The sequence below is a fragment of the Sphingobium sp. genome, assembly GCF_035511395.1.
GTDB lineage: Bacteria > Pseudomonadota > Alphaproteobacteria > Sphingomonadales > Sphingomonadaceae > Sphingobium.
In genome coordinates, this window is the sequence record NZ_DATKFP010000122.1 from 18,632 (window position 1) to 40,573 (window position 21,942).

14 protein-coding genes are annotated in these 21,942 nt (G+C 63.4%); 7 read left to right on the forward strand and 7 right to left on the reverse strand.

Going from position 1 to position 21,942, the window contains the following annotated elements; all coding sequences use genetic code 11:
* Nucleotides 1-399 precede the first annotated feature (399 nt).
* Complete coding sequence (locus VMR39_RS07715; protein ID WP_325415390.1) at nt 400-1,047, reverse strand: XRE family transcriptional regulator; 648 nt, start codon at nt 1,045-1,047, stop codon at nt 400-402.
* 170 nt (nt 1,048-1,217) lie between these two features.
* Here VMR39_RS07715 and VMR39_RS07720 point away from each other — a divergent pair, with 170 nt between their 5' ends.
* The 7 genes from VMR39_RS07720 (at nt 1,218) to VMR39_RS07750 (ending at nt 11,512) form a co-directional block, all read left to right on the forward strand.
* Entirely contained in the window at nt 1,218-3,200 is a 1,983-nt protein-coding gene (locus VMR39_RS07720) for a serine hydrolase domain-containing protein (protein ID WP_325415391.1), read from the forward strand.
* A gap of 2 nt (nt 3,201-3,202) precedes the next feature.
* Nucleotides 3,203-4,210: a dipeptide epimerase gene (locus VMR39_RS07725; RefSeq protein WP_325415392.1), complete on the forward strand. Its 1,008-nt coding sequence runs from the start codon at nt 3,203-3,205 to the stop codon at nt 4,208-4,210.
* Between the two features lie 193 nt (nt 4,211-4,403).
* Nucleotides 4,404-6,551, forward strand: a complete 2,148-nt coding sequence (locus VMR39_RS07730; protein ID WP_325415393.1) for a TonB-dependent receptor — start codon at nt 4,404-4,406, stop codon at nt 6,549-6,551.
* 14 nt (nt 6,552-6,565) lie between these two features.
* Nucleotides 6,566-7,609, forward strand: coding sequence for a DUF1611 domain-containing protein (locus tag VMR39_RS07735; RefSeq protein WP_325415394.1), 1,044 nt, complete (start codon nt 6,566-6,568; stop codon nt 7,607-7,609).
* On the forward strand, nt 7,606-8,739 hold the full coding sequence (locus VMR39_RS07740) for a hypothetical protein (protein ID WP_325415395.1): 1,134 nt from the start codon (nt 7,606-7,608) through the stop codon (nt 8,737-8,739). Before VMR39_RS07735 ends, VMR39_RS07740 begins: the two co-directional genes overlap by 4 nt.
* Nucleotides 8,736-10,316 carry a serine hydrolase gene (locus tag VMR39_RS07745; protein WP_325415396.1) on the forward strand — a complete coding sequence of 527 codons (1,581 nt, stop codon included), beginning with the start codon at nt 8,736-8,738 and terminating at the stop codon, nt 10,314-10,316. Before VMR39_RS07740 ends, VMR39_RS07745 begins: the two co-directional genes overlap by 4 nt.
* Nucleotides 10,313-11,512, forward strand: a complete 1,200-nt coding sequence (locus VMR39_RS07750; RefSeq protein WP_325415397.1) for a dipeptidase — start codon at nt 10,313-10,315, stop codon at nt 11,510-11,512. The genes VMR39_RS07745 and VMR39_RS07750 overlap by 4 nt, the downstream gene beginning before the upstream one ends.
* A 145-nt stretch (nt 11,513-11,657) precedes the next feature.
* On the opposite strand, the gene VMR39_RS07755 is transcribed toward VMR39_RS07750, so the two are convergent.
* From VMR39_RS07755 to VMR39_RS07780, 6 genes are all read right to left on the reverse strand, one after another.
* A complete protein-coding gene (locus VMR39_RS07755) occupies nt 11,658-14,891 on the reverse strand; it encodes a glycoside hydrolase family 2 TIM barrel-domain containing protein (protein ID WP_325415398.1) in 3,234 nt (1,077 codons plus the stop codon).
* A 10-nt stretch (nt 14,892-14,901) separates the two neighbouring features.
* Nucleotides 14,902-15,738, reverse strand: coding sequence for a 5-dehydro-4-deoxy-D-glucuronate isomerase (kduI, locus tag VMR39_RS07760; RefSeq protein ID WP_325415399.1), 837 nt, complete (start codon nt 15,736-15,738; stop codon nt 14,902-14,904).
* 20 nt (nt 15,739-15,758) lie between these two features.
* Nucleotides 15,759-16,898: a glycoside hydrolase family 88/105 protein gene (locus VMR39_RS07765; protein WP_325415400.1), complete on the reverse strand. Its 1,140-nt coding sequence runs from the start codon at nt 16,896-16,898 to the stop codon at nt 15,759-15,761.
* Nucleotides 16,895-18,205 (reverse strand): MFS transporter, encoded by a 1,311-nt coding sequence (locus VMR39_RS07770; RefSeq protein WP_325415401.1) that lies wholly within the window; start codon nt 18,203-18,205, stop codon nt 16,895-16,897. The genes VMR39_RS07765 and VMR39_RS07770 overlap by 4 nt, the downstream gene beginning before the upstream one ends.
* 63 nt (nt 18,206-18,268) lie before the next feature.
* On the reverse strand, nt 18,269-21,130 hold the full coding sequence (locus VMR39_RS07775; protein WP_325415402.1) for a TonB-dependent receptor: 2,862 nt from the start codon (nt 21,128-21,130) through the stop codon (nt 18,269-18,271).
* Nucleotides 21,131-21,222: 92 nt separating this feature from the next.
* Nucleotides 21,223-21,936 carry a FadR/GntR family transcriptional regulator gene (locus tag VMR39_RS07780; protein ID WP_325415403.1) on the reverse strand — a complete coding sequence of 238 codons (714 nt, stop codon included), beginning with the start codon at nt 21,934-21,936 and terminating at the stop codon, nt 21,223-21,225.
* Between the last annotated feature and the right edge of the window lie 6 nt (nt 21,937-21,942).

Consider the following 21,942-nt stretch of genomic DNA (forward strand, 5'->3'; position numbering starts at 1 on the left):
GCTCAGGATCGGACGGGGGAAGCCGTGGCAAATGCTGTGCCATTTTCCTAATGGCCGTTTTTTCGCGAGATTATGCAACACATCGCTGTAACACTGGTTGAAATTGCACAGCCGACAAAGAAGCAGCTGTTACGTCAGCAACGATGAGAGGACTGGCTGGCCTGTTTTGGAGCGCGGTCTACAGCCCTTTCGCTTCGATTCACTGCGCGCCGCGTGCCATGGAACCGATAATCAGCCCAGACAGGCGACTGATGACCCGACCTTGACCATATGATTTGTAAAAGCGGACCGACCGGCCCTGGGTGCGAAAAAACGGGAACGGAACGCCCCGAAAGGGGCGCAGGCCGCCAAACCCCGTAATCGGGCGGCCAGTCGAGCATCAACAAACCAAAGCGCGGATCATCCGCGCGCGATTTCTCGCTCGCGTTCCTCGCCATGCAGGGTGAGCAGCGAACTCATCAGATCGTCGTCAGCGCTGGAACAGACGCCCAGGATCACTGCCTCGACGCAGCCATCGCCCGCGACATAGGCATGGCCCATGTTCGAATCGATATAGATGGACTCGCCTTCCTCCAGCGTCACCGGATCATAGAATTCGGTGTGGACGACGATCCGTCCCTGTATCACGAAGATGAACTCCTCGCCCGGATGATGGACGAGATCACCAAATTCCTCGGCCGATTTGGCGCGCACGCGGGTCACGACAGGGATCATCCGCTTCCGCCGCAACTCGGTGCAGAGATAATAATAATCATAGTTGGCGGTGTTGACCCGCACCGCGCGGCCCATGTCGCCCAGGCTGCGCCGCGCCGTGACCGATACTTCGGAGGGGGCGTCATTTTCCGCGAACAGTTCCGACATGCGGATGTTCAGGCGCTGGCTGAGTTGCAGCAGCTTGTCATAGGTCAGCGTCAGCCGGTCATGCTCGACCTTCGACAGGGTCGACACCGGAATGCCGCTGCGATCGCTCATCTCCTTGAGCGTCCAGTTGTTCCGGGCCCGGACCGCCTTGAGCAGGGTGCCGAGGGTCGGTTGCGCCTGGGTCATGCCGCATCTCCTGCCAGATCGGGCTCTCGGTTTGACAATTCTCTAAATAGGATCATTATGTCTCAATCGGGACGATTTCGTTTCATATCAGGCGATAGATTAGACTGAACCGCTGAGGGACGCAATCGGCCGATGGCCAGGGAGGCCAGAAGGAAAGGGGCTCGCAATTCATGTGGAAGCACTCGTTCAAATGGGGATTAGCGGCGTTGCTCGGCCTAGCCGGCGCCGCCCCGGCATTGACCCAGCAGACATCCTCGCTCCTGCCGCAGCCTGCGGCCAGGACTGAACAGGCGCTTGTCGCGCCGCCGCTCCCGGCCGGCGATGGCGCGCTGACCAAGGCGGACCTCGACGCCTGGCTCGATGGCTATATGCCCTATGCGCTCGGCCGCGGTGACGTGGCCGGGGCCGTCGTGGTCGTCGTCAAGGACGGCCGGGTGCTGACCCAGCGGGGTTTTGGCTATGCCGATGTTGCCAGGCGTAAGCCGGTCGATCCGGCGACTACCCTGTTCCGTCCCGGCTCTACCTCCAAACTGTTCACCTGGACCGCTGTGATGCAACAGGTGGAGGCCGGCAAGATCGATCTCGACGCCGACGTGAACCGCTATCTCGACTTCAAGCTGCCACCCTACAAGGGTAAGCCGATCACGATGCGCCAGATCATGACGCACACCGCCGGCTTCGAAGAGATCATCAAGAATCTCCTGACCTTCGACAAGCCGCTCAAGTCGCTGGGCGACACGCTCAAGGAGCGCATCCCCGAGCGAATCTTCGAGCCCGGTTCGACTCCGGCTTACTCCAACTATGCGACCGCGCTGGCCGGCTATATCGTCGAGCGGGTGTCAGCTATGCCATTCGACGATTATGTCGAGCGCAACATCTTCCACCGGCTCGGCATGCGCTATGCGACCTTCCGCCAGCCGCTACCACCTGCGCTCAAGCCGCATATGTCGCAAGGCTATCTCCTGGGTTCGGGCAAGGCCGAGCGTTATGAGGAAATAGGCCTGGCACCTGCGGGTGCAATGGCCGCGAGCGGCGCCGACATGGCCAAATTCATGATCGCGCATCTCAATGGAGGTGCGCCACTGCTCAAGCCAGAGACCGAAAAGCTGATGCAGACCGCGCAAAACAAGAGCGTGCCGGGTCTCAACCAGATGGCACTGGGCTTCTATGAACAGTGGATCGATGGTCATCGCGCGCTGGCCCATGGCGGCGACACGGTCTATTTCCACAGCGACCTGCTGATTTTCCCGATGGAAAAGGTCGGCATCTTCATTTCGATGAACAGCCCCGGCAAGGAAGGGGCGGCGGGTGCGATCCGCGGCACGCTCATGGATGAATTCGTCGATCGCTATCTCAGCCCCGGCCCGCGTGCGGTGCCGGTCGAACTGTCGACCGCCAGGGACCATGCCAAGCTGCTGGTCGGCAACTGGAGCAACAGCCGCCGGGTTGAATCGAGCTTTGCCTCGATCGTCTATTTGCTGGGGGAGGCGAAAATCGGCCTCGACGCCGATGGTCGGCCCTCGATCCCCAGCGTGCTGTCCCTGGGCGGCGCGCCGCGCAAATGGATCGAGGTCGCGCCCTTCGTCTGGCAGGACGCCTATGGCCATGAAAGGGTTGCGGCGCAGGTCGTCGATGGCAAGGTCGTCCGCTGGAGCTTCAACATGGTTTCGCCCTTCATGGTGTTCGACAGGACGCCCTGGTACGCGACCGGCACCTGGCTGATCCCGGGCTTGCTGTTCGGCATCGGTGTCGTGCTGCTGACCGCCCTTTCCTGGCCAATCGGCTGGCTCGCGCGGCGGCGCTATGGTGCGGCGCTCGCACTGACCGGGACGGATCGGCGCGCCTACCGGCTGGTACGCGGCTTGGCCTGGCTGGTCATCGCCGTGCTGGCGGGCTGGACCGGCGTGGTGATGAGCATCGAGAATTTCGATGCCCATGCCGCGCTCGACCTGCCGATCCTGTTGCTCCAGATCCTCGGCACGATCGGTTTCATCGGCCTGTTCGCGCTCGCGGCCTGCAATCTGTGGCTGGTGTGGAAAGGCAAGCGCGGCTGGTTCGGCAAGCTGTGGAGCGTGCTGCTGCTGCTCGGCGCCTTCTTCATCCTATGGGTGGCGGTGGTGTTCAAGCTGATCAGCTTCGGAACGGCTTTCTGACGATGGTGCATCGTCTGGCCCTCGACGTGCGAGAGGCGAATTTCGCCTATGCCAAGCCGTTCCGCATCGCCGGCCACGTCTTCACCCAGAGCCCGGTGGTGGAGGTCAGTCTGTCCGACGGCCTCCATATCGGGCGGGGTGAAGGGGGCGGGGTATTCTACCTGAACGACGATGTCGCCACGATGACAGCAGCGATCGAGAGCGTTCGCGAGGCGCTCGAACGCGGCCTGTCGCGCGCGGCTTTGCAGGAGGCGCTACCGCCGGGCGGGGGCCGCAACGCGCTCGACTGCGCGCTGTGGGAACTGGAGGCCAAGGCGAGCGGTGTGCCGGTCTGGAAACTGGCAGGCCTGCCGCCGCCCCGGCCGCTGCGGACCACCTTCACCCTGGGCGCGGACGATCCGGCGGTGATGGCGCGCGGCGCTGTCGAGACCTTCCCCGAAGCCCGCGCGCTCAAGCTCAAGCTGACCGGCGACCTCGATCTCGACGTCGCCCGGGTGGAGGCGGTGCGTGTCGCACGGCCAGGTTGCTGGATCGGCGTGGACGCCAATCAGGGTTATGGCATCGCCGATCTGCCGGCTCTGGTCCGGGCAATGATGCGGCTCGACATCAGCCTGATCGAACAGCCGCTGGCACGCGGGCGGGAGGCGGATCTGGACGGCTTCACCTCGCAGATCCCGATCGCCGCCGACGAAAGCGTGCTCGGTCTTGCCGATGTCGAGGCGATGCCCGGCCGTTTCGACGTGGTCAATATCAAGCTCGACAAATGCGGCGGCCTCACGGAGGCGCTGGCCATGGCGCGGCGCGCCCGTGCGCTCGGCCTTGGGGTGATGGTCGGCAATATGATGGGCACCAGTCTGGCGACCGCGCCGGCCTATCTGGTCGGCCAATATTGCGACGTGGTCGACCTTGACGGCCCGACCTTCCTGGCCGCCGATCGCCAGCCCGGCATCGTCTATAGCGACGGCGACATCGAATGCGGGGATGCCGTGTGGGGCCATCTCGCTGCCTGATTCCGGCCGTTGGCAAGAATTTGAAGATTATTTTTCAAATCAGGATTGACAACTTTCTGATTAGGATAAATCATCTCAGATAGAAAATTAATGCGACGTCCGGACGGGATTGCGATGTACGCGGGCCGCCGGTGACCATCGACCTCCAGGGGGGAGACCCACGATGACGCACAGTATCATGCGGAATTTGATGATGACCGCAGCAGCCGGCGGCCTGCTGTTGCCTGGCCTTGCACAGGCGCAGGATGCCGCGCCGCAGGCCGCGCTGGCGGGCGATGATGCGATTATCGTCACAGCTCAAAAGCGCGCCGAGCGGGTGCAGGACGTGCCGATCTCGATCAGCGTCGTCGGCGGCGAGCAGATGCAACAGAGCGGCGGTTCTCAATTGCTCGATTATGCCGCCCATGTGCCCGGCCTTCAGGTCGACAATGGCGGCTCTCCCGGCCGCTCAACCCTGTCGCTTCGCGGCGTCGCGCCAATCGGGCCGAGTGCCACGGTGGGCGTCTATCTCGACGATGCGCCGATCGGCTCCAGCGGGATCTATAATCGCGGCCAGAGCTTCTCGCTCGACCTGCTGCCCTATGATGTCGAGCGGTTGGAAGTGCTGCGCGGGCCGCAAGGCACGCTCTATGGCGCCAGTTCGATCGGCGGTCTGCTCAAATATGTGACGGTTCAACCGGACCTTCAGAAAATGGTGGTGCGGGGAGGCTCAGAATTGTTCGATGTCGCCCATGCGGCTGATCCGGGTTGGGCGGCGGGTGCGATGGCGAGCGTGCCGATCGTCTCCGACCAGCTCGCCGTCAGCGCCAGCTACTCCCGGCGCGAGACGCCAGGTTATATCGATAATATCCTGACCGGGAAGGCAGATGTGAACGAGGCGGTGCAGGAAGGCGGCCGCGTCGCCCTGCTGTGGAAGCCTGACCCGGCGCTGACGATCAAGCTCAGCGGCCTATGGCAGTCGGTCGATTCCGACAATTTCGGCATCGTCTATGAAGGGATGAACAACAGCGCACTGGCGCCGGGTGCCAAGTTCCTGAGCACCAACAGCCAGCTCGACGAACCCTTCAGCAGCGACTTCCAATATTATTCCGGCAGCATCGCCTATGATTTCGGTTTCGCCGAGTTGAGTTCGACCACCTCCTACAGCGAACTCAAGATATTGGAGACTAGCGACGCCTCGCGCATCTATGGCGTGCTCTGGGGCGGCTATGCGATCTATCCGGCGCGGCTGCACCAGAAGAAATGGACCGAGGAACTGCGCTTGACCTCGGCCTCCAGCGACACGCTGGAATGGATGCTGGGCTTCTTCTACACCGATGAAGACAACAGCCATGACCAGTTGGTCAATGCGCTGGACCTCGATGGCAATCCTATTCCGGGGATCGATCCCTTCGCAGTGGTGGCGCTGCCCAACACCTACAAGGAATATGCGTTTTTCGGCAATGCGACCTGGAAGCTCAGCGATCTCTTCCATCTGACCGGTGGCCTGCGCTGGGCGCGCAACGACCAGACCTTCACTCAGCTGACGCAGATCCCGCTGGCCGGGCTGGATAGTAGTGGCGATGGCAAGTCGCACGAGGAAATCCTGACCTACAGCATCAGTCCGCAGTTTAATCTTGGTCGCGACACGATGCTGTATGCCCGTGTTGCGTCGGGTTATCGTCCTGGCGGGCCGAATATCGCGCTGCCCGGTTTTCCCTCGACGGTCGATTCCGAACGGGTGACCAGCTATGAGGCCGGCATCAAGGCCCGGTTCCTCGATGGTGCTGTGACCTTCGACGCGGCCGCCTTCCTGCTAGACTGGAAGGATCTGCAGATTTCCGCGGCCTTTGCCGCAGGGATCAATGGCCTGGTCAATGCCGGCAAAGCCCGCAGCAAGGGTGTCGAGGCCTCCTTGTTGGTCGAGCCAGTGCGGGGCCTGAGCGTTGGCGCCAATTTCGCCTATACTGACGCGCGCTGCACACAGACGACCGACAATTGCACCGACGGCGATCAGTTGCCCAACGTGCCCAAGCTGTCTGCGGCGATGACGGCGGATTATCACTTCCCGGTGGGTGGCACGGCCGAGGCGCGGATCGGTGGCGCATTGCGCATCGTTGGGGATCGCGTTTCGGCCGTGGAAAGTTCGCCTCTGTCGGTGCCGGTCGATGGCTATGCTACGCTGGACCTCAATGCTGGCATCACCTTCGACCGGAAATGGACGCTGCGTGTCTATGCCCGTAACCTCGGTGACGAAGAGGGGCGGGTCACGACCAGCGTCGCCACAACCAATCCCGGCTATCTGTCGACCGTGCCGCTCCAGCCCCGCACGCTGGGTGTAGCGATCGACGTGGCATTCTGACCGGAGTTTCCTCCATGAACGCGCCTTTCGGCTCGCGCCCCGATGCGCTGGTCTTGCCCCAACCCTATCTGCTCTTCCTGGGCGACACGACCGAAGCGGGTTTTGCGAAAACTGCCTTTGGTCTGCGCGACTGGGCGGCAGACAAATGCGTAGGGGAACTGTCCTGTGGTGCCACTGTCAGCACCGGCCTGCCCAGCCTGACACCGGCGCAGGCTGTCGCGCAGGGCGCGCGCGGGCTGGTGATCGGCGTCGCCAATCCCGGCGGCGTCATTCCGCCGCTGTGGCGCACGTCTCTCGTCGAGGCGCTGGAGGCCGGGCTCGACATCATCGCCGGGATGCACATGAAGCTCGCCGACATTCCCGAACTGGCGCAGGTGGCGCAGCGGCTTGGCCGCCGGTTGATAGACGTGCGGGTGCCGCCGGCGCAGATCCCGGTCGCGACCGGGCGCAAGCGCAGCGGCAAGCGGCTGCTGACGGTCGGCACCGATTGCGCGCTCGGCAAGAAATATACCGCGCTGGCGCTCGCCCGTGCCTTCGTCGCGCGCGGCATCGACAGCGATTTCCGCGCCAGCGGCCAGACCGGCATCATGATCGCCGGGCGGGGCATCCCGATGGACGCGGTTGTCTCCGATTTCGAGGCCGGCGCGGCGGAGTTGCTGTCGCCCGATGCCGCACCCGATCATTGGGATGTGATCGAAGGGCAGGGGGCCTTGACCCATCCCGCCTATGCCGCCGTGTCGCTCGGCCTGCTCCATGGCAGCCAGCCCGATCTCTTCATCGTCTGTCATGAACCCGGCCGCACCGACATGCTCGGCACGGCGGGCTACACGCTCACCAGCATCGAACATATTATCGAACTGACGACCCTGCTTGGCCAGCGCACCAACCCGGCGATCCGCTGCGGCGGGATCAGTCTAAACACCGCGGCGTTCAGCCCGGCGGAGGCTGATACGCTGATCGCCAGCGAAAGCGTACGGCTGGGCTTGCCGGTCGCCGACCCGATGCGGGGCGGCCCGGCCTTCGACGCGCTGGTCGATTATTGCCTGGCACCGGCATGAGCGGTGCGGCAACAGGATCGAGCTGGTTTCAGCGCTTTCTGTTGCCGGGGTTCGCGCTCAAGGCTGTGATCATCGGCGGTGGCTATGCCACCGGCCGCGAGTTGGCCGAATATTTCCTGGCCAGCGGGCCGTGGGGCGGCCTGTTCGGCATGGTCTTCGCCGCGCTGCTGTGGAGCCTGATCGCAGCCACGACATTTGCCTATGCACGGCTGGCGCAAGCCTATGACTATCGCGCTTTTTTCACCGCGCTGCTCGGCCCCGGCTGGATCGCGTTCGAGGCCGCTTATGTCATTTTCGTTGTCCTCATATTGGCGGTGTTCGGCGCAACGGCCGGGGCGATCGCCCATGCACTGATCGGCGCGCCCGAACTTGTCGGCACACTTCTGCTCGCCATCGGCATCATCGTCACCACCGCGCTTGGCACCGGCGCGGTCGAGCGCGTGTTCAAATATGTCTCGCTGCTGCTCTACGCCGTCTATGCGCTGTTCCTGCTACTTGGCCTCTGGACTTTCGGCGACCGCATTGCCGCAGGCTTTTCGGCGCCGGTGCCGACGACCGGCTGGATGCTCGGCGGTGCCACCTATGCCAGCTACAATATCGTTGGCGCCGTGGTGATCCTGCCGGTGCTGCGTCACCTGACCAGCCAGCGCGATGCGGTGGTCGCGGGCCTCATCGCCGGTCCGCTTACCATGCTGCCCGCAATCCTGTTCTTCATCTGCATGGTCGCCTTCTATCCCGGGATCGGTGCTGAGACGCTGCCGTCCGACTTCCTGCTGCGGCAGCTCGACATCCCCGCCTTCCACTGGCTGTTCCAGCTGATGATCTTCTGCGCCCTGCTGGAAAGCGGTGCGGGCGCGGTTCATGCCATCAACGAGCGTATTGCTGGCGTGGTCCAGGCGCGGCGCGGCCATGATCTCGGACTGGGCGCCCGCGCGCTCATCGGCGTCCTTCTGTTGACCCTGTGCATGGCGGTTGCCAACCGCATCGGCCTCATCGACCTGATCGCCAGCGGCTATCGTTTCCTCGCCTGGTTGTTTCTCATCGTCTTCGTTGCGCCGTTGCTGACGATCGCGCTCGCCCGGCTGCTGCGGCGCCCGTCCACCCCGCTTGCCGGAGAATTGCGGTCATGACCCCGCGTCTGCTTCGTGGCCTGCCAGGTCTGCTGCTCGTCCTTGCCACACCCGCCCTGGCCGCACCGCCCAAAGGCCTGGCCGACCGGGTCGAGGCGTTGCGCCGGCAGATCGGGGCGCCTGGCATCGCGGTCGCCATCGTGGAAAAGGGGCGGACGACGCTCGCCCAGGGCTGGGGTGTGCGCAGGCTGGGCGATCCCGCGCCGGTCGATGCCGACACGATCTTCCAGACCGGCTCCACCGGCAAAGCATTCACCGCCGCCGCGCTCGCCATCCTCGTCGACCAGGGCAGGCTCGGCTGGGACGATCGAGTGATCGATCATATGCCCTGGTTTCGCATGTATGATCCCTGGGTCACGCGCGAGATCACGGTACGCGACCTGCTGGTCCATCGCAGCGGCCTCGGGCTGGGGGCGGGCGATCTGCTGTTCGTTCCGCGCGGCAGCCTGTCGCGCAAGGAGACGGTGAAACGCCTGGCCTATATCAAACCGGCCACCAGTTTCCGTTCGGGCTATGCCTATGACAATATCCTCTACATGGTCGCGGGCCAGCTGATCGAGGAGGTCGGCGGCCGGAGCTGGGAGGATTTCATGACGCAGGAGGTGCTGAAGCGCGGCGGCATGGCCAGCGCGACGGCAACCTATGAAGCGCGCCGGGCGACGCCCGATCGCGCCTTCCCCCATGCCCGGATCGGTGGCGCAGTGCGCGGCGACAGCGCCAATTCCCTGCTCGACGAGCGTGAAGAACTGGGCCGAGCGGCGATGCCGGCGGGCGGTCTGGCGCTCAGCGCCAACGACCTTGCGCAGTGGCTCAAGATTCAGCTCGGCCATGGGGCACTGCCCGGCGGCGGGCGGTTGTTCAGCGAGACGCAGGCGGCCGAAATGTGGAAGCCGGCGACGATCGAACCGGCCAAAGCCTATCCGCCCAGCCTCGCGCCGCTGGCTTCCCATGTCACCACCTATGCGCTCGGCTGGGAAGTGTCGGACTATCATGGCGCCCGCATCCTGTCCCATGGCGGCGGCGTGTTCGGATCGATCACCCATATCATCCTGCTGCCCGATCAGGATGTCGGCATCGCGGTCGTCGTCAATTCGGAGGATGTGGCGCTGTTGCGCGGCGTCGCCCATATGCTGGTCGACCACTATCTGGGGCTACCCGATCAGGATTGGCCGGCCCGGTTCGGCCAGTTCATGAAACAGCGCATCGCCGGCGGTAAGGCGGCGCTGGCCGACACACGCGCCGCCCCGGTCAGGATTGGTCCGTCGCTGTCGCTCGGCCGCTATGTCGGTACCTATCGCGATCCCTGGTATGGCGATGTCGTCGTGACTCGCGATGGCGAGGGGCTGCGTATCAATTTCACCACCACCCCGCGCATGGCGGGGCGGCTGGAACATTGGCAATATGACAGCTTCGTCACCCGCTTCGACGACAAGGCGATCGAGCCGGCCTATGTGACCTTCGCGCTCGATGCGGACGGCAAGGTCTCGCGCGTCTCGATGAAGGCGGAAAGCCCGATCGCCGACTTCAGCTATGATTATCACGATCTCGACCTGCGGCCTGTGGAGACCGGCAAGTGAAACGCGCATCCTACCTGTCCCTGTTGCTGCTCACAGGCTGCGCGACCATCGCGTCAGCGCCCCGATCGGAGGATGCCGCTGCGCTCCATGCCCGGTTGCTCTCGCTCGACACCCACATCGACACGCCAATGCATTTCGCGCGGCCGGGCTGGAGCTTTGGCGATCCGCATGATCCCGCCAACGATCTGGTCCAGGTCGACATGCAGCGGATGGAGGCTGGCGCGCTCAGCGGCGGCTTCTTCGCGATCTATACCGAGCAGGGGCCTTTGACCGCGGAGGGGTATGCCGCCGCACTCGCCCATGCGCGCGGCCGGTCGGACCTGATCGACCGCACTGTCGCCGCCTTTCCCGGGCGGATCGCACCGGCTCTCTCGGCCGACGATGCCGAGCGGCTCCATCGCGAGGGCAAATTGATCGCTTTCAAGAGCATGGAGAACAGCTATGAGCTGGGCGAAGATATCGGCCTGCTCGACGAATTCTACCGGCGCGGCGTTCGGCTCGCCGGTCCGGTGCATGGCGCCAACAACCAGTTCGCCGATTCCGCGACCGACAAGCCGAAATGGGATGGGTTGAGCCCGCTTGGCCATCGCTGGGTGCAGGAAATGAATCGGCTCGGCATGGTGATCGACGCCAGCCATGCCTCCGACGCCGCCTTCGACCAGATGCTGGCGGAATCGAGAGCGCCGATCCTTCTGTCTCATTCCAGTGCGCGCTGGGCCTTCGACCATCCGCGCAACCTCGACGACGACCGCATTCGCAGGCTGGCGGCGAAAGGCGGGGCGATGTGCATCAGCACGATCTTCCTGTCGGATCTGAACTTGGCCGGCGAGCGCGCCGCCCTATTCGCGCGCTATGAGCATATTTCCGATCTCAGCCCGGCCGAACAGGTCGAACTGACCCGGCAATGGCGCGCCCTGGACCGGACCCAGCCACTATGGCGCACCGATTTCGAGCATTATATGGCGATGATCTTGCATGTGATCGACATTGCCGGCGTCGATCATGTCTGTTTTGCGGGCGACTGGGATGGCGGCGGCGGCTTTGCCGGTTTCAACGACATTTCGCAGCTGCCCCGTGTCACGGCGCGGCTGAAGCAGGCTGGCTATTCCGACGACGATCTCGCCAAGATGTGGGGAGGAAACATACTTCGGATTGTACGGGCCGCGCAGATCGAGGGCGATGCATCACCTCGGTAGGGAGCAGCGCAGGCTCCACGCGTTGAGAGGATGAAGGCAGCTTCCGCTTTCCAGATGTCCTGCATGTTCCATGGCACAGGATCGGAGCGACCACGGCTTTCGCAGAACCTTGGTCGATTCAGAATGGGGGCATAACGCACTTTCGCTAATTCGCCGCTGTTGCGCGCGCCGGCCTGGCCTTTTCTGGCATGGTGCCGGCGCCGTCGAACGGGCTGAAGCGGAAGCTGAAGCGGATCGGCGTGCTGGTGGTGCGATAGGCGGCCATGGGCTTGCCGAACTCGCTCCACTGGGTGTCGCCTCCCACGCCCCATTGCGCTGCGTCGATCAGCAGCGTACCCTGGTCATGCGGCCGGATGTCGGACGATTTCCATGTGCCGGGCTTGTGCCGGTCGAGATCGGCATAGGGGAAGGCGAGGGCGTTCATCATCATCGGCTGGTCGCCCTGCACGCGCAGGCCCGCGCCACCGCCCGACAGTTCCATCCAGCGCACATCGACCTTGTTGCCGGTCTCCTGCGGCCGGATATAATCATGATTCTGGTCCGCCAGGGCGCCGCGCCACAGGCCGATCGGCGCCGATGTCTTGCGATCGACATAGCTTTCATGCGGGCCGCGGCCATACCATTCGACCGTGTCGAGATCGCCCGGCAGGCTGAAAGCGAGGCCGATGCGGAAAGGCGGGGGAAGATCGGGCTTGCCGGGCGTGAAACTGCCTGAAACCGACACCGAACCATCGCCGGCCATGCGATAGATGCTGGTGAAGCCGGCTGTGCCGTCGCCCAGTCGATAGTCGATCTCGACCGAGCGGCTGCCATCTGTCTGGGGCATCAGGCGGATGGCGGCGACCTTGCGCTGCTCGCTCATCGTCTTCCAGATCGCGAATTGCTTGTCGGTGCCGATACCGATGTCATTGTCGGTCACCGCGCGCCAGAAATGCGGCGCGCCGCCCTGCGCCAATATCCTGCCGTTCTTGCTGTAGGAGCGGACGAGTCCGCTCGTCCGGTCGATCACCAGCGCCGCATCGCCGGCGTTGAGTCTGATCGCACCGCCCCTGTCACTGATCGCGACGGCGCCGCTTGCGGCGGCGGGCATGGCAGGCGTGTCTCGCTGCAAGGCAAATTGTTCCCATCCGACCAGCGCGTCGGCTTCGACGGCGGGAATGGTCCCGGCCTTGGCCCGCGCGCTGATCGTCACGAAATATTCCGCGCCGGCCCGACGTTTCACGGTGGCGATCGGCACCGTCATCGCGGCGACACCATGGGCCGGGACGTCAGGGGCGGAGAGCGACCCGCGCGCGATCTCCACGCCATCCTCCAGCACCGCCCAGTCGAAGCCGAAGCCCGACAGGTCGATGAAATCATGCCGGTTGCGCACGGTCAGGCGGCCGCTCGCCGGATCGAAGCCGTCGAACTGGACCGGGGCATAGACCTTGCGCAATTCATAAAGGGCGGGATTGGGCGTACGGTCGGACTGGAGCAGGCCGTCGCCAAATTCGATATCGCCGCCCGGATTGGGGCCATATTCGCCACCATCGCCCCAATATCGCCGCCCGTCCTTGGTGTAGCGATACATGGACTGGTCGACCCAGTCCCAGATGAAACCGCCCTGCAACTTGTCGGGATGGGCGTAGATCATGTCCCAATAATCCTTCAGATTGCCGCCCGAATTGCCCTGCATATGGGCATATTCGCACTGGATCATCGGCTGTCTGAAATTCCAGTTGGTCGCATAGTCGACCAGTTTGGCGACCGGATCATACATGGGCGCATAGATGTCGGCATAGTCATTGGGGCGATGATCGCCGATCCCGTCCCATGTGCCCCAGCCCAGGTAGCTGATCAGGCGGTCGGGGTCGCGCGCCTTTGCGGCCGCAGCGGCGGCGGCGAAATTCGGGCCGATCCCGGCTTCATTGCCGAGCGACCAGAAGATGATCGACGGATGGTTCTTGTCGCGCTCCACCATGTTGGCGACGCGACTGACATGGGCGTCCTTCCACGCCGGGTCGAAGCCGATCTGAAACTCCGCGCGCCGATCACCATGCTTGTTGGCATAGTCCATATAGGCGTGGCTCTCGATATTCGCCTCGTCCATGACGTAGAGGCCATAGCGGTCGGCAAGTTCATAGAGGCGCGGGTCATTGGGATAGTGCGATGTACGGATCGCATTGATATTGTTTCGCTTCATAAGCTGGATGTCGCGTTCCATCGAATTCAGCGAAATGACATGGAAGGTTTCGGGATCGTGTTCGTGGCGGTTGACGCCCCGGATGGTGATCGGCTTGCCGTTCACCGTGACGACGCCATTCTTCATTGCCACGGTGCGGAAACCGATCCGCGCATAGCTGGACTGGATGATCCGGCCCTGCGCGTCGTAGAGTTCGACCAGCAGCATGTAGAGATCGGGCGTCTCGGCGGTCCAGGGCTTCACCTTGTCGACCATGCCGGTCAGCGTCACGCTGTGTTCGGCCGGCCCCGCCGCAACCGGCTTACGGCCTTCGAGAACGGTGCGATCGCTGTCCATCAGGACATAGCGCGCGCTGGTCGCAGCGCCCGGCGTCACCGCGACATCGACTGCCAGCTTGCCGGCCCCCGTCGCATCATCGAAATCGGCATGGGCGAAGAAGTCGCGGATGCGCGTCTTGGGCACGGCCATCAGGAACACCTCGCGCTCGATGCCCGACACGCGCCAGAAATCCTGGTCCTCCAGATAGGAGCCGTCCGACCAGCGGAAGACCTGAATGGCGATGCTGTTGCGGCCGGGACGGACGAAGCGGGTGACGTCGAATTCCGACGGCAGCTTGCTGTCTTCCGAGTAGCCGACTTTCTGACCATTGACCCACACAGTATAGGCCGATCCCGCCGCACCGATGTGCAGTACGACATCCCGCCCGTTCCAGCCCGCCGGCAGATCGATATCGCGGCGATAGGAACCGACCGGATTGGTCGCATGGGGGATCAGCGGCCGGTTGGCGGGGAAAGGGTAGGTGATATTGTTGTAGCGGGCCTGATCATAACCCTCCGCCTGCCAGTCGGCCGGAACCTTGATCGACTTCCAGCCCGACACATCGAAATCAGGACGCTCAAACCCGGTCGGCACATTATCGGCATCGGGCGAGAAGGCGAATTTCCATTCGCCGTTCAGCGACAGGAAGCGGCCCGATTGGGTGCGATGGCCGGCCCGCGCATGTTCCCGGCTCTCGAAGGGGAAGGCAGTAGCACGGGCGGGCAGCTTGCCGATCGCGAAGACGGCCGGGTTCTCCCAGTCTGGTCGGGTCGGATCGACCTGCACGGGCTGCACCCGCGGCGGGCCACCCTGCGCCAGCGCGCCGCCCGCCAGGGCAAGTCCGCTGACCGCCGCCAGGGTCCAGATCCGTGCGCGCATTTCCATCCCCTTATTTCAACTGGCAGATATCGAGGACGTCCATGTCCTCATAATCGAGATTTTCACCGGCCATGGCCCAGATGAAGCTATAGTTGCGGGTGCCCGCGCCCATATGCACCGACCAGGGCGGCGAGATCACAACCTCCTCATTCTCCATCACGATGTGCCGCAATGCGTCCGGTTCGCCCATATAGTGGAAGATCCTATCCTCTTCTTCCAGATCGAAATAGAGATAGATTTCCGATCGCCGCTCATGGACATGGGGCGGCATGGTGTTCCAGACGCTGCCCGGTGCCAGCCGCGTAAAGCCCAGGCACAGCGACGCACTCTGGCACAGATGCGGCAGGATCAACTGATAGATGGTTCGTTCGTTGGATGTCTCCAGGCTGCCGCGTTGCATCGGGTTGCTGTCCGCCTGCGACAATTTGCGCAGCGGAAAGGCAGCATGGGCCGGGACGCTGAGCAGATAGAAACGCGCGCCCTCACCGCCGAAGCTGACTGTCTGCGATCCCATCGGGATATAGAGCGCCTCATAGCGGGCGAGTCTATGGTCGGCGCCATCGACGCGGACCGTGCCGTCGCCCTTGCCGATATTGACGACACTCATCTCGCGCCGTTCCAGCAGCGGATGGCCCGCCGCACTTTCGGGTTCGGTCTGGCATGGCAGGTCCAGCGGCGTGGCACCCGGCACCGCCCCGCCGATGATGAAACGTTCGCCATGGGAATAGGTGAGGGTTATTTCGCCCGCGCGGAACAGCCCCGATACCAGATGCCGGTCGCGCAGGTCGTCGTTGCTGGCGCCCTCCATCATCGCGGGATGGGTAGCGTAATAGGTTTTTTCGAACATGCCGTTCCTCCTCCCGCGCGTCAGCGTTGCGCGTCGAGCGCGGCCACCGCCGTCGCAGCCATCAGGAAGGCGCCGACGCCATAATATTGGGTGTCGCTGGCGGCCACCTTGTCAGGCCGGTCGCCGACCTGCTGCACCCAGCCCAGCCGCCCGTCGGGCTGGATTGCCTTTCGCAGCGCCGCCCAGCCCTTGCGCACAACCGGCTCATAGTCGGCGCGGGGCAGCAGCCCGGCCTTGATTCCCCAGGCAAGGCCATAGGTATAGAAGGCGGTGCCGCTGGTTTCGGGCGGTGCATTTTCCGCCGCCAGCAGCGATGGCGCCCAATAGCCATCGGGTTTTTGCAGCGTCTTGATTTTCGCTGCCATTTCCCTGAACAGCGCCTCCATCCGGCTACGGTCCGGGCTGTCCTGCGCCAGCAGCGGGATGACGCGGGCGATGCCGCCGAACACCCAGCCATTGCCCCGGCTCCAGAACTGCTTGCGCCCCTTGTCGTCGCGCCGCTCGAAGAAGCGGCTGTCCCGATAATAGAGATGCTCGGCCGGGTCGTAGAGGAAATCGGTGGTCGCCCAGAATTCCTTCATGGCAAAGCGCAGGTAGCGGTCATCGCCGGTCTGGCGGGACAGTTCGGCAAAGGCGGGCGGCGCCATGAACAGCGCATCGCACCAGCACCAACGCTTGAGGCATTCGGTCGCGCCATAGCCCTGTGTCGGAATCGCGAAGGCAAGGGTGGTGACGGCCGGCTTGTCGACCACCGTGCCGAAGGCGGCGCGGGTCGGCGCCAGCGCATCCTGGCCGGCGCCATGGGCCGCAGCCCAGAGATAGGCTTGGGCGATCGCCTGATCGTCGGCGAAATAGAGATTGTCGCCCGGCTTCCAGCCATTACGCTGGCCCATGGCCATGATCGCCTCCTTGATCCGGGGCGGTGCGCCGGCGTCGGCGAGTGCGGTCATGCCGACCCAGAACACGGCCTGTTCCCAGCCGCGCGTCTTGCGCGTCTCGTCGGTGGCACTGGGGATGTGCGACTGATCGTCGAGCCGCGCCAATTGCCAGTCGGCCAGCTTTACCGCCGCTTCGATCGGGGTTCGGGCGGGCTGGGCGGCATGGGCCGGCGCGGCGATGGCGCAGGCCAGCATGATCGGCGCGAAGGAGCGGAAGGTCATGATGCAAGCTCTCCAGTGGGCAAGAGACGGGGACTGATGATGTGGAGCAATGCCAGCGCCACCAGATAAGCGCTGCCGGCGACGGCAAAGATCAGGGCATAGCTGCCGGTCAGGTCCAGCACATAGCCGACGAACTGGGCGATCAGCATCCCGCCGATCGCGCCGGCCGTGCCGCCGATGCCAACCACCGATCCAATGGCGGCGCGCGGGAACAGGTCGGACGGCAAAGTTAGGATATTGGCGGAAAAGGCCTGGTGTCCGGCGGTCGCGAGACCGATCAGCAGCACCGCTGTCCAGAGATTGTCAATCGACTGGACGGTGACGACCGGCAGCACCGCAAGGGCGCAGCCCAGCAGCGTCGCCTTGCGCGCGGCATTGACGCTCCATCCCCGCGCGATCAGCCTCGACGATGCCCAGCCGCCCAGAACGCTCCCCGCGTCGGACATCAGATAGATGACGACCAGCGGTGGGCCAAAGCTTTTGAGGTCGAGGCCATAGCGCTTGCCCAGAAAGTCGGGCAGCCAGAAAAGGAACATCCACCAGATCGGGTCGATGCAGAATTTGGGCAGCGCATAGGCCCAGGTCTGGCGGATGGTGAAGAGGCGCGACCAGGGGATGGGTGCGCCGGCGCGCACCGGATCGCTGCGGATATAGGCGAGTTCGCCGGGCGATACGCGCGCATGATCCTCCGGCCGGCGATAGAGGAGCAGCCAGGCCACCACCCAGACCAGGCTGGCAAGGCCGGTGGCGATGAAGGCGGCGCGCCAGCCATAGGCGATGGTGATGGCAGGCACGATCAGCGGGGTTGCGATGGCCCCGACATTGGCGCCGGCGTTGAACAGGCCGATCGCCAGCGCGCGTTCCTTCTGCGGAAACCATTCTGCAACGACTTTCAGGCCGGCAGGGAAATTGCCCGCCTCGCCAATGCCCAGGGCAAAGCGGACAGCGATGAACTGGGTGATGCCGCTGACCAGTCCGTGGGCGGCATGGGCGAATGTCCAGAAGGTGAAGGCGGCGGCATAGCCGATCCGCGCGCCGACCCGGTCCATGAAGCGGCCCATCGCCAGGAAGCCCAGCGCATAGGCGCACTGGAACCAGAAGACGATATTGGCATAATCGCTCTCGCGCCAGCCCAGCTCTGCCTGCAATACAGGCTTGAGCACCCCGATCATCTGCCGATCGACATAGTTGATCGCGGTCGCCGCGAACAGCAGGCCGCAGATCATCCAGCGATAGCGGCTTGCCCGATGCCGGGCGTTGGCAACGGCATTATCGACGATATCCGGGACGGGATGCGGCATGGTCATGATCGTCTCGCGAAAAGGCGGGCGCCGGGGCGTGCAGTCCCCGGCGCCCAGGGGGGAGCAGGGTCAGAATTTGCCGCGAATGCCCAGGGAAATGGTCGTGCCGTTGAAGAAGCTGTTGTCGCGCCGCGACTGGCCATTGCCCTTGGGGCCGTCCGGATCCTCATAGTAGATATAGACATTCTCGTTCGTTATATTCAGCGCGTCGACGCGCACCTCCAGCGCATCGCTGAACCGGTAGCTGATTGTCCCGTCGAGAAAACCCTGCGGCGCAGTATAGGGGATCTGGTCGTTGCCGGTATTTTGCGAGGTGATGCCGGTCTTGGCCCGGTAATTATACGAACCACGGATCGCGAACGGCCCCTTTTCATAGAAGAGCGTCGCGCTGTAGCTATATTCCGGCACGAAGGAGATCGGTACGCGCGTTCCTTCGGTGGTGATGAAATCGTCGCCCTTCTGATCGATCAGCGTCAGGCTACCGGTGAATCCCAGCCCGTCGAACGGCTTGGGCAGGAAGGTGAAATTCTGCTGATAGGCAAATTCCAGCCCCTTCAGCTTCAACTGGCCCTGGTTGATATATTGGGTCCGGCGGATCAGGAAATCATCCGGGATGGTGCCGCCGGGAAAGCCCAATGAGGTCGTGTTGAACGCGCTCGACGGCAGGCCGAGCGAGCCGAAGGTGACGAAGTCCTGCACCGCGGTTGCGCGATCGGTAATGTCCTTCTTGAAGGCGCCGACGCTGAGCAGCGCGCCGGGGGCAAAATACCACTCCACGCCGGCATCATATTGGGTCGCGACCTGCGGCCGCAAATTGGGATTGCCGACCGTGACGTCGGGGTTGAAGACGTTGGGCACGATGGTGCCGCCGGCAATCGCGGTCAGCGCCGCGCGGGTGATCGTCTTGCCGGCCGACGCGCGCAGCAGCAGGTTGGGTGTCAGGTCATAGGCCAGGCTGGCCGAGGGGAGCCAGTTTTCATAGCCGCCCTCGCGTCGCTGCGGCAGAAAGACGCCCGCGCCCGCGCTCTGATAATTGTTGATGATGGTACGGGTGTCCGAATAGCGCAGGCCAGCATAGCCACGCAGTTCCTTGCCGAACAGCGGCAGGGCGAAATTGCTCTCGAAGAAGGCGGTCTTGACGATTTCCTTGGCGTTGAAGGCCGCGTTGAGATTGACATTGGCCGCCTGGTTCGCGCCGTTGGCGTCGAGATAGTCCATCACGAAGGAGCGCGGGAAGCTCGCAAACTGGGATGGATAGCCCGAATTGCCGCCGTCGCGGATCGCGCCATATTGGATATCGGAATCCATGTATGAAAAGACGTCGAGGCCGACCAGCTTGGCCGCCGCGATGCTGCTGCCGTCCTGGGTCGAGATGCGCTTGCCGGTGTTCACATAGCTGCCGCCGATCTTGAGCGCGAACCGGCGCTCGCCATCGTCGAGCAGCGACCAGTCGAGTACCGCACGCGCCGTCTTCTGCCTGTCGATCTCGCGGTTGAGCGAGAAGCCCAGCGTCGGCATGGTGTAGTTTGACGGATCGGTGAAATCGACCGGCGAACTGATCGTCGGATAGGTGACGTTAACGGTCGGATCGAAGGTGCTGGTCACGCCATTGATATTGCTGACGATCCGGTTGGCGGTGTAGCGCGCGTTGCTTTCGCTCAGATTGGCCTGGGCCGACAATTTCAGAGTGTCGGTGACGTCATAGACGCCGCGAATAATGCCATATTTGAAGCGGGTGCGGGCGTTGCGGAAGAAATTCTCGTTGATGAAGCTGCTGTTCCCGAATGTACCATAGAGGTTGTTATACTCGTCGACATGCACGTCGAGCGGGATCAGGCCCGAATTGGTGCCGGTGCCCGGCGCGCTGGTCGACCCCGGCACGGTACGGGAATTGCGCACCGCCACGCCGAAGGTGAACTCGTCCGCCTGGTCCTTGAGTTGCGAGAAGATGCCGTCGGCGCTCAGTTCCAGCCGGTCCGACTTATATTGGAGCGACCCGACCAGGCCGAGCCGTTCGCGCTCGTTGTTCGAGGTGAAGACGCGGTAGAAGCGCGGCATATAGGCATTGGCCACCTGGTCGCGGGTCAGCGATCCATAATTGGCCAGCGGATTGTCGAGATCGAGCTGGAACTGGAACGGGCCGCCGGTGGTGGTCGGGCCGGCATAGGCGCGTGAACCGATAACCGAACTGTTATAGCCGCCTGTCGACTGGAAACCGGACCGTTCGTTGACATTCTTGGCATAAGCCGCGCCCAGCAGCACGCCGAAATCGCCCCATGTGTCGCTCAGCAGCAGCGATCCGCGCGGCTGCCACTTCTTCGACTGGGTATTGTAATTGGCCTGGGCAGTATAGCGGATGACCCGGTCCTTGCTGTCGAAGGGGCGGGGTGTTTGCAGGTCGACATTGCCGCCGATACCGCCTTCCTCCAGATTGGCCAGCGGCGTCTTGTAGACATCGACGCGGCCGAACAACTCGGACGGAAAGACGTCATAATTGAAGTCGCGGGTTGAACTGCCGACATTCTGCGACGATGTCGTCCGCACCGGCGCGCCATTGATGGTGGTGACGGTGAATTCCGAACCCAGGCCACGGATGCTGATGCGCTGGCCCTCGTTCGATGCGCCGTCGCGGCTCAGGAACACGCCTGGAATGCGCTGCAACGAGTCTGCGACATTGGCCTCCGGAAATTTGCCGATGTCTTCGGCAACGATGGAGTCGCGCACGCCCACGGCCTCGCGCTTCAGATCAATCCCCTTTTGCAGGCTGCCGCGAAAGCCGGTGACGACGATGTCGGCGGTGGTCGCTTCACCCTGCGATGCATCTCCCTGGGGTGCCGGCTGGGGCTCCGCCTGGGCCAGTGCAGGGGCCGACGCCGTAATCATGGCTAGCATGCTCACCGACATGGCGACGCACGGAAACGCCTTGTTCATATCCATCCTCCCTTATCACGACTCTGATCGTGTTGATCAGGTTATCATACAACTTTGAGGAGAATGTCAATTGTCAGACTTTAGCCGTGCGATCATTCGTCCCGGCTGATCAGGTCGTTGAGTTCGGAGTGGCGCAAAAGGCTTTCCTGCATATGGTGGCGGGCGGCGTAGCGCGCCTTTTCGATGTCCATGCGGACAATCGCGTCGAGCACGGCGTCATGTTCGTCGCTGACCTTGTGGGTGTAGGCGTCGTGCGATTTTTCCGGTTGATATTTGAGGTACAGGCTGCTCGGTGGCACGAGTCGGACGCCCAGAAATTCGACGAAGCGGGCATAATAATCATTTCGGGTCGCGCGGGCGATCGCCATGTGAAACTGGCTGTCGGCGGCGGCCGCGACGGCCGGATTTTCCGCCTCGCGGATCCGGCGGAGCGCGTCGCGCATCGCCGAAATATCCTCGTTCGTGCGGCGGGCGGCCGCAAGGCCCGCCATTTCTGTCTCGATCGCCAGACGCATCTCCAGCAATTTGATCACATCCGATAGCTCGGACAATTCATCCTTGGTGACCTGAAAGGCGCGGTAGCGTGCCGCGTCCGAGACAAACACGCCTGATCCCTGGCGGGCGACGGCGAGGCCCTGCGCCTCCAGTCGGGCGACCGCTTCACGGACAACGGTGCGGCTGACATTTTCCTGCTCTGCAATGTCCTTTTGCGCAGGCAGGCGCGATCCGGGCGGGGTGCGGCCGGACAAGATATCCTCTTCCAGCTTGGTATAGAGCATGTCGGCAAGTGAGGCGGCTCTGGCCATATCTTC

Bases quoted from the DNA above. Each gene is read 5' to 3' on its own strand.
- VMR39_RS07715 (WP_325415390.1), bottom strand. From the start codon at position 1,047: ATGACCCAGGCGCAACCGACCCTCGGCACCCTGCTCAAGGCGGTCCGG.
- VMR39_RS07720 (WP_325415391.1), top strand. From the start codon at position 1,218: ATGTGGAAGCACTCGTTCAAATGGGGATTAGCGGCGTTGCTCGGCCTA.
- VMR39_RS07725 (WP_325415392.1), top strand. From the start codon at position 3,203: ATGGTGCATCGTCTGGCCCTCGACGTGCGAGAGGCGAATTTCGCCTAT.
- VMR39_RS07730 (WP_325415393.1), top strand. From the start codon at position 4,404: ATGACCGCAGCAGCCGGCGGCCTGCTGTTGCCTGGCCTTGCACAGGCG.
- VMR39_RS07735 (WP_325415394.1), top strand. From the start codon at position 6,566: ATGAACGCGCCTTTCGGCTCGCGCCCCGATGCGCTGGTCTTGCCCCAA.
- VMR39_RS07740 (WP_325415395.1), top strand. From the start codon at position 7,606: ATGAGCGGTGCGGCAACAGGATCGAGCTGGTTTCAGCGCTTTCTGTTG.
- VMR39_RS07745 (WP_325415396.1), top strand. From the start codon at position 8,736: ATGACCCCGCGTCTGCTTCGTGGCCTGCCAGGTCTGCTGCTCGTCCTT.
- VMR39_RS07755 (WP_325415398.1), bottom strand. From the start codon at position 14,891: ATGCGCGCACGGATCTGGACCCTGGCGGCGGTCAGCGGACTTGCCCTG.
- kduI (WP_325415399.1), bottom strand. From the start codon at position 15,738: ATGTTCGAAAAAACCTATTACGCTACCCATCCCGCGATGATGGAGGGC.
- VMR39_RS07765 (WP_325415400.1), bottom strand. From the start codon at position 16,898: ATGACCTTCCGCTCCTTCGCGCCGATCATGCTGGCCTGCGCCATCGCC.
- VMR39_RS07770 (WP_325415401.1), bottom strand. From the start codon at position 18,205: ATGACCATGCCGCATCCCGTCCCGGATATCGTCGATAATGCCGTTGCC.
- VMR39_RS07775 (WP_325415402.1), bottom strand. From the start codon at position 21,130: ATGAACAAGGCGTTTCCGTGCGTCGCCATGTCGGTGAGCATGCTAGCC.
- VMR39_RS07780 (WP_325415403.1), bottom strand. From the start codon at position 21,936: ATGGCCAGAGCCGCCTCACTTGCCGACATGCTCTATACCAAGCTGGAA.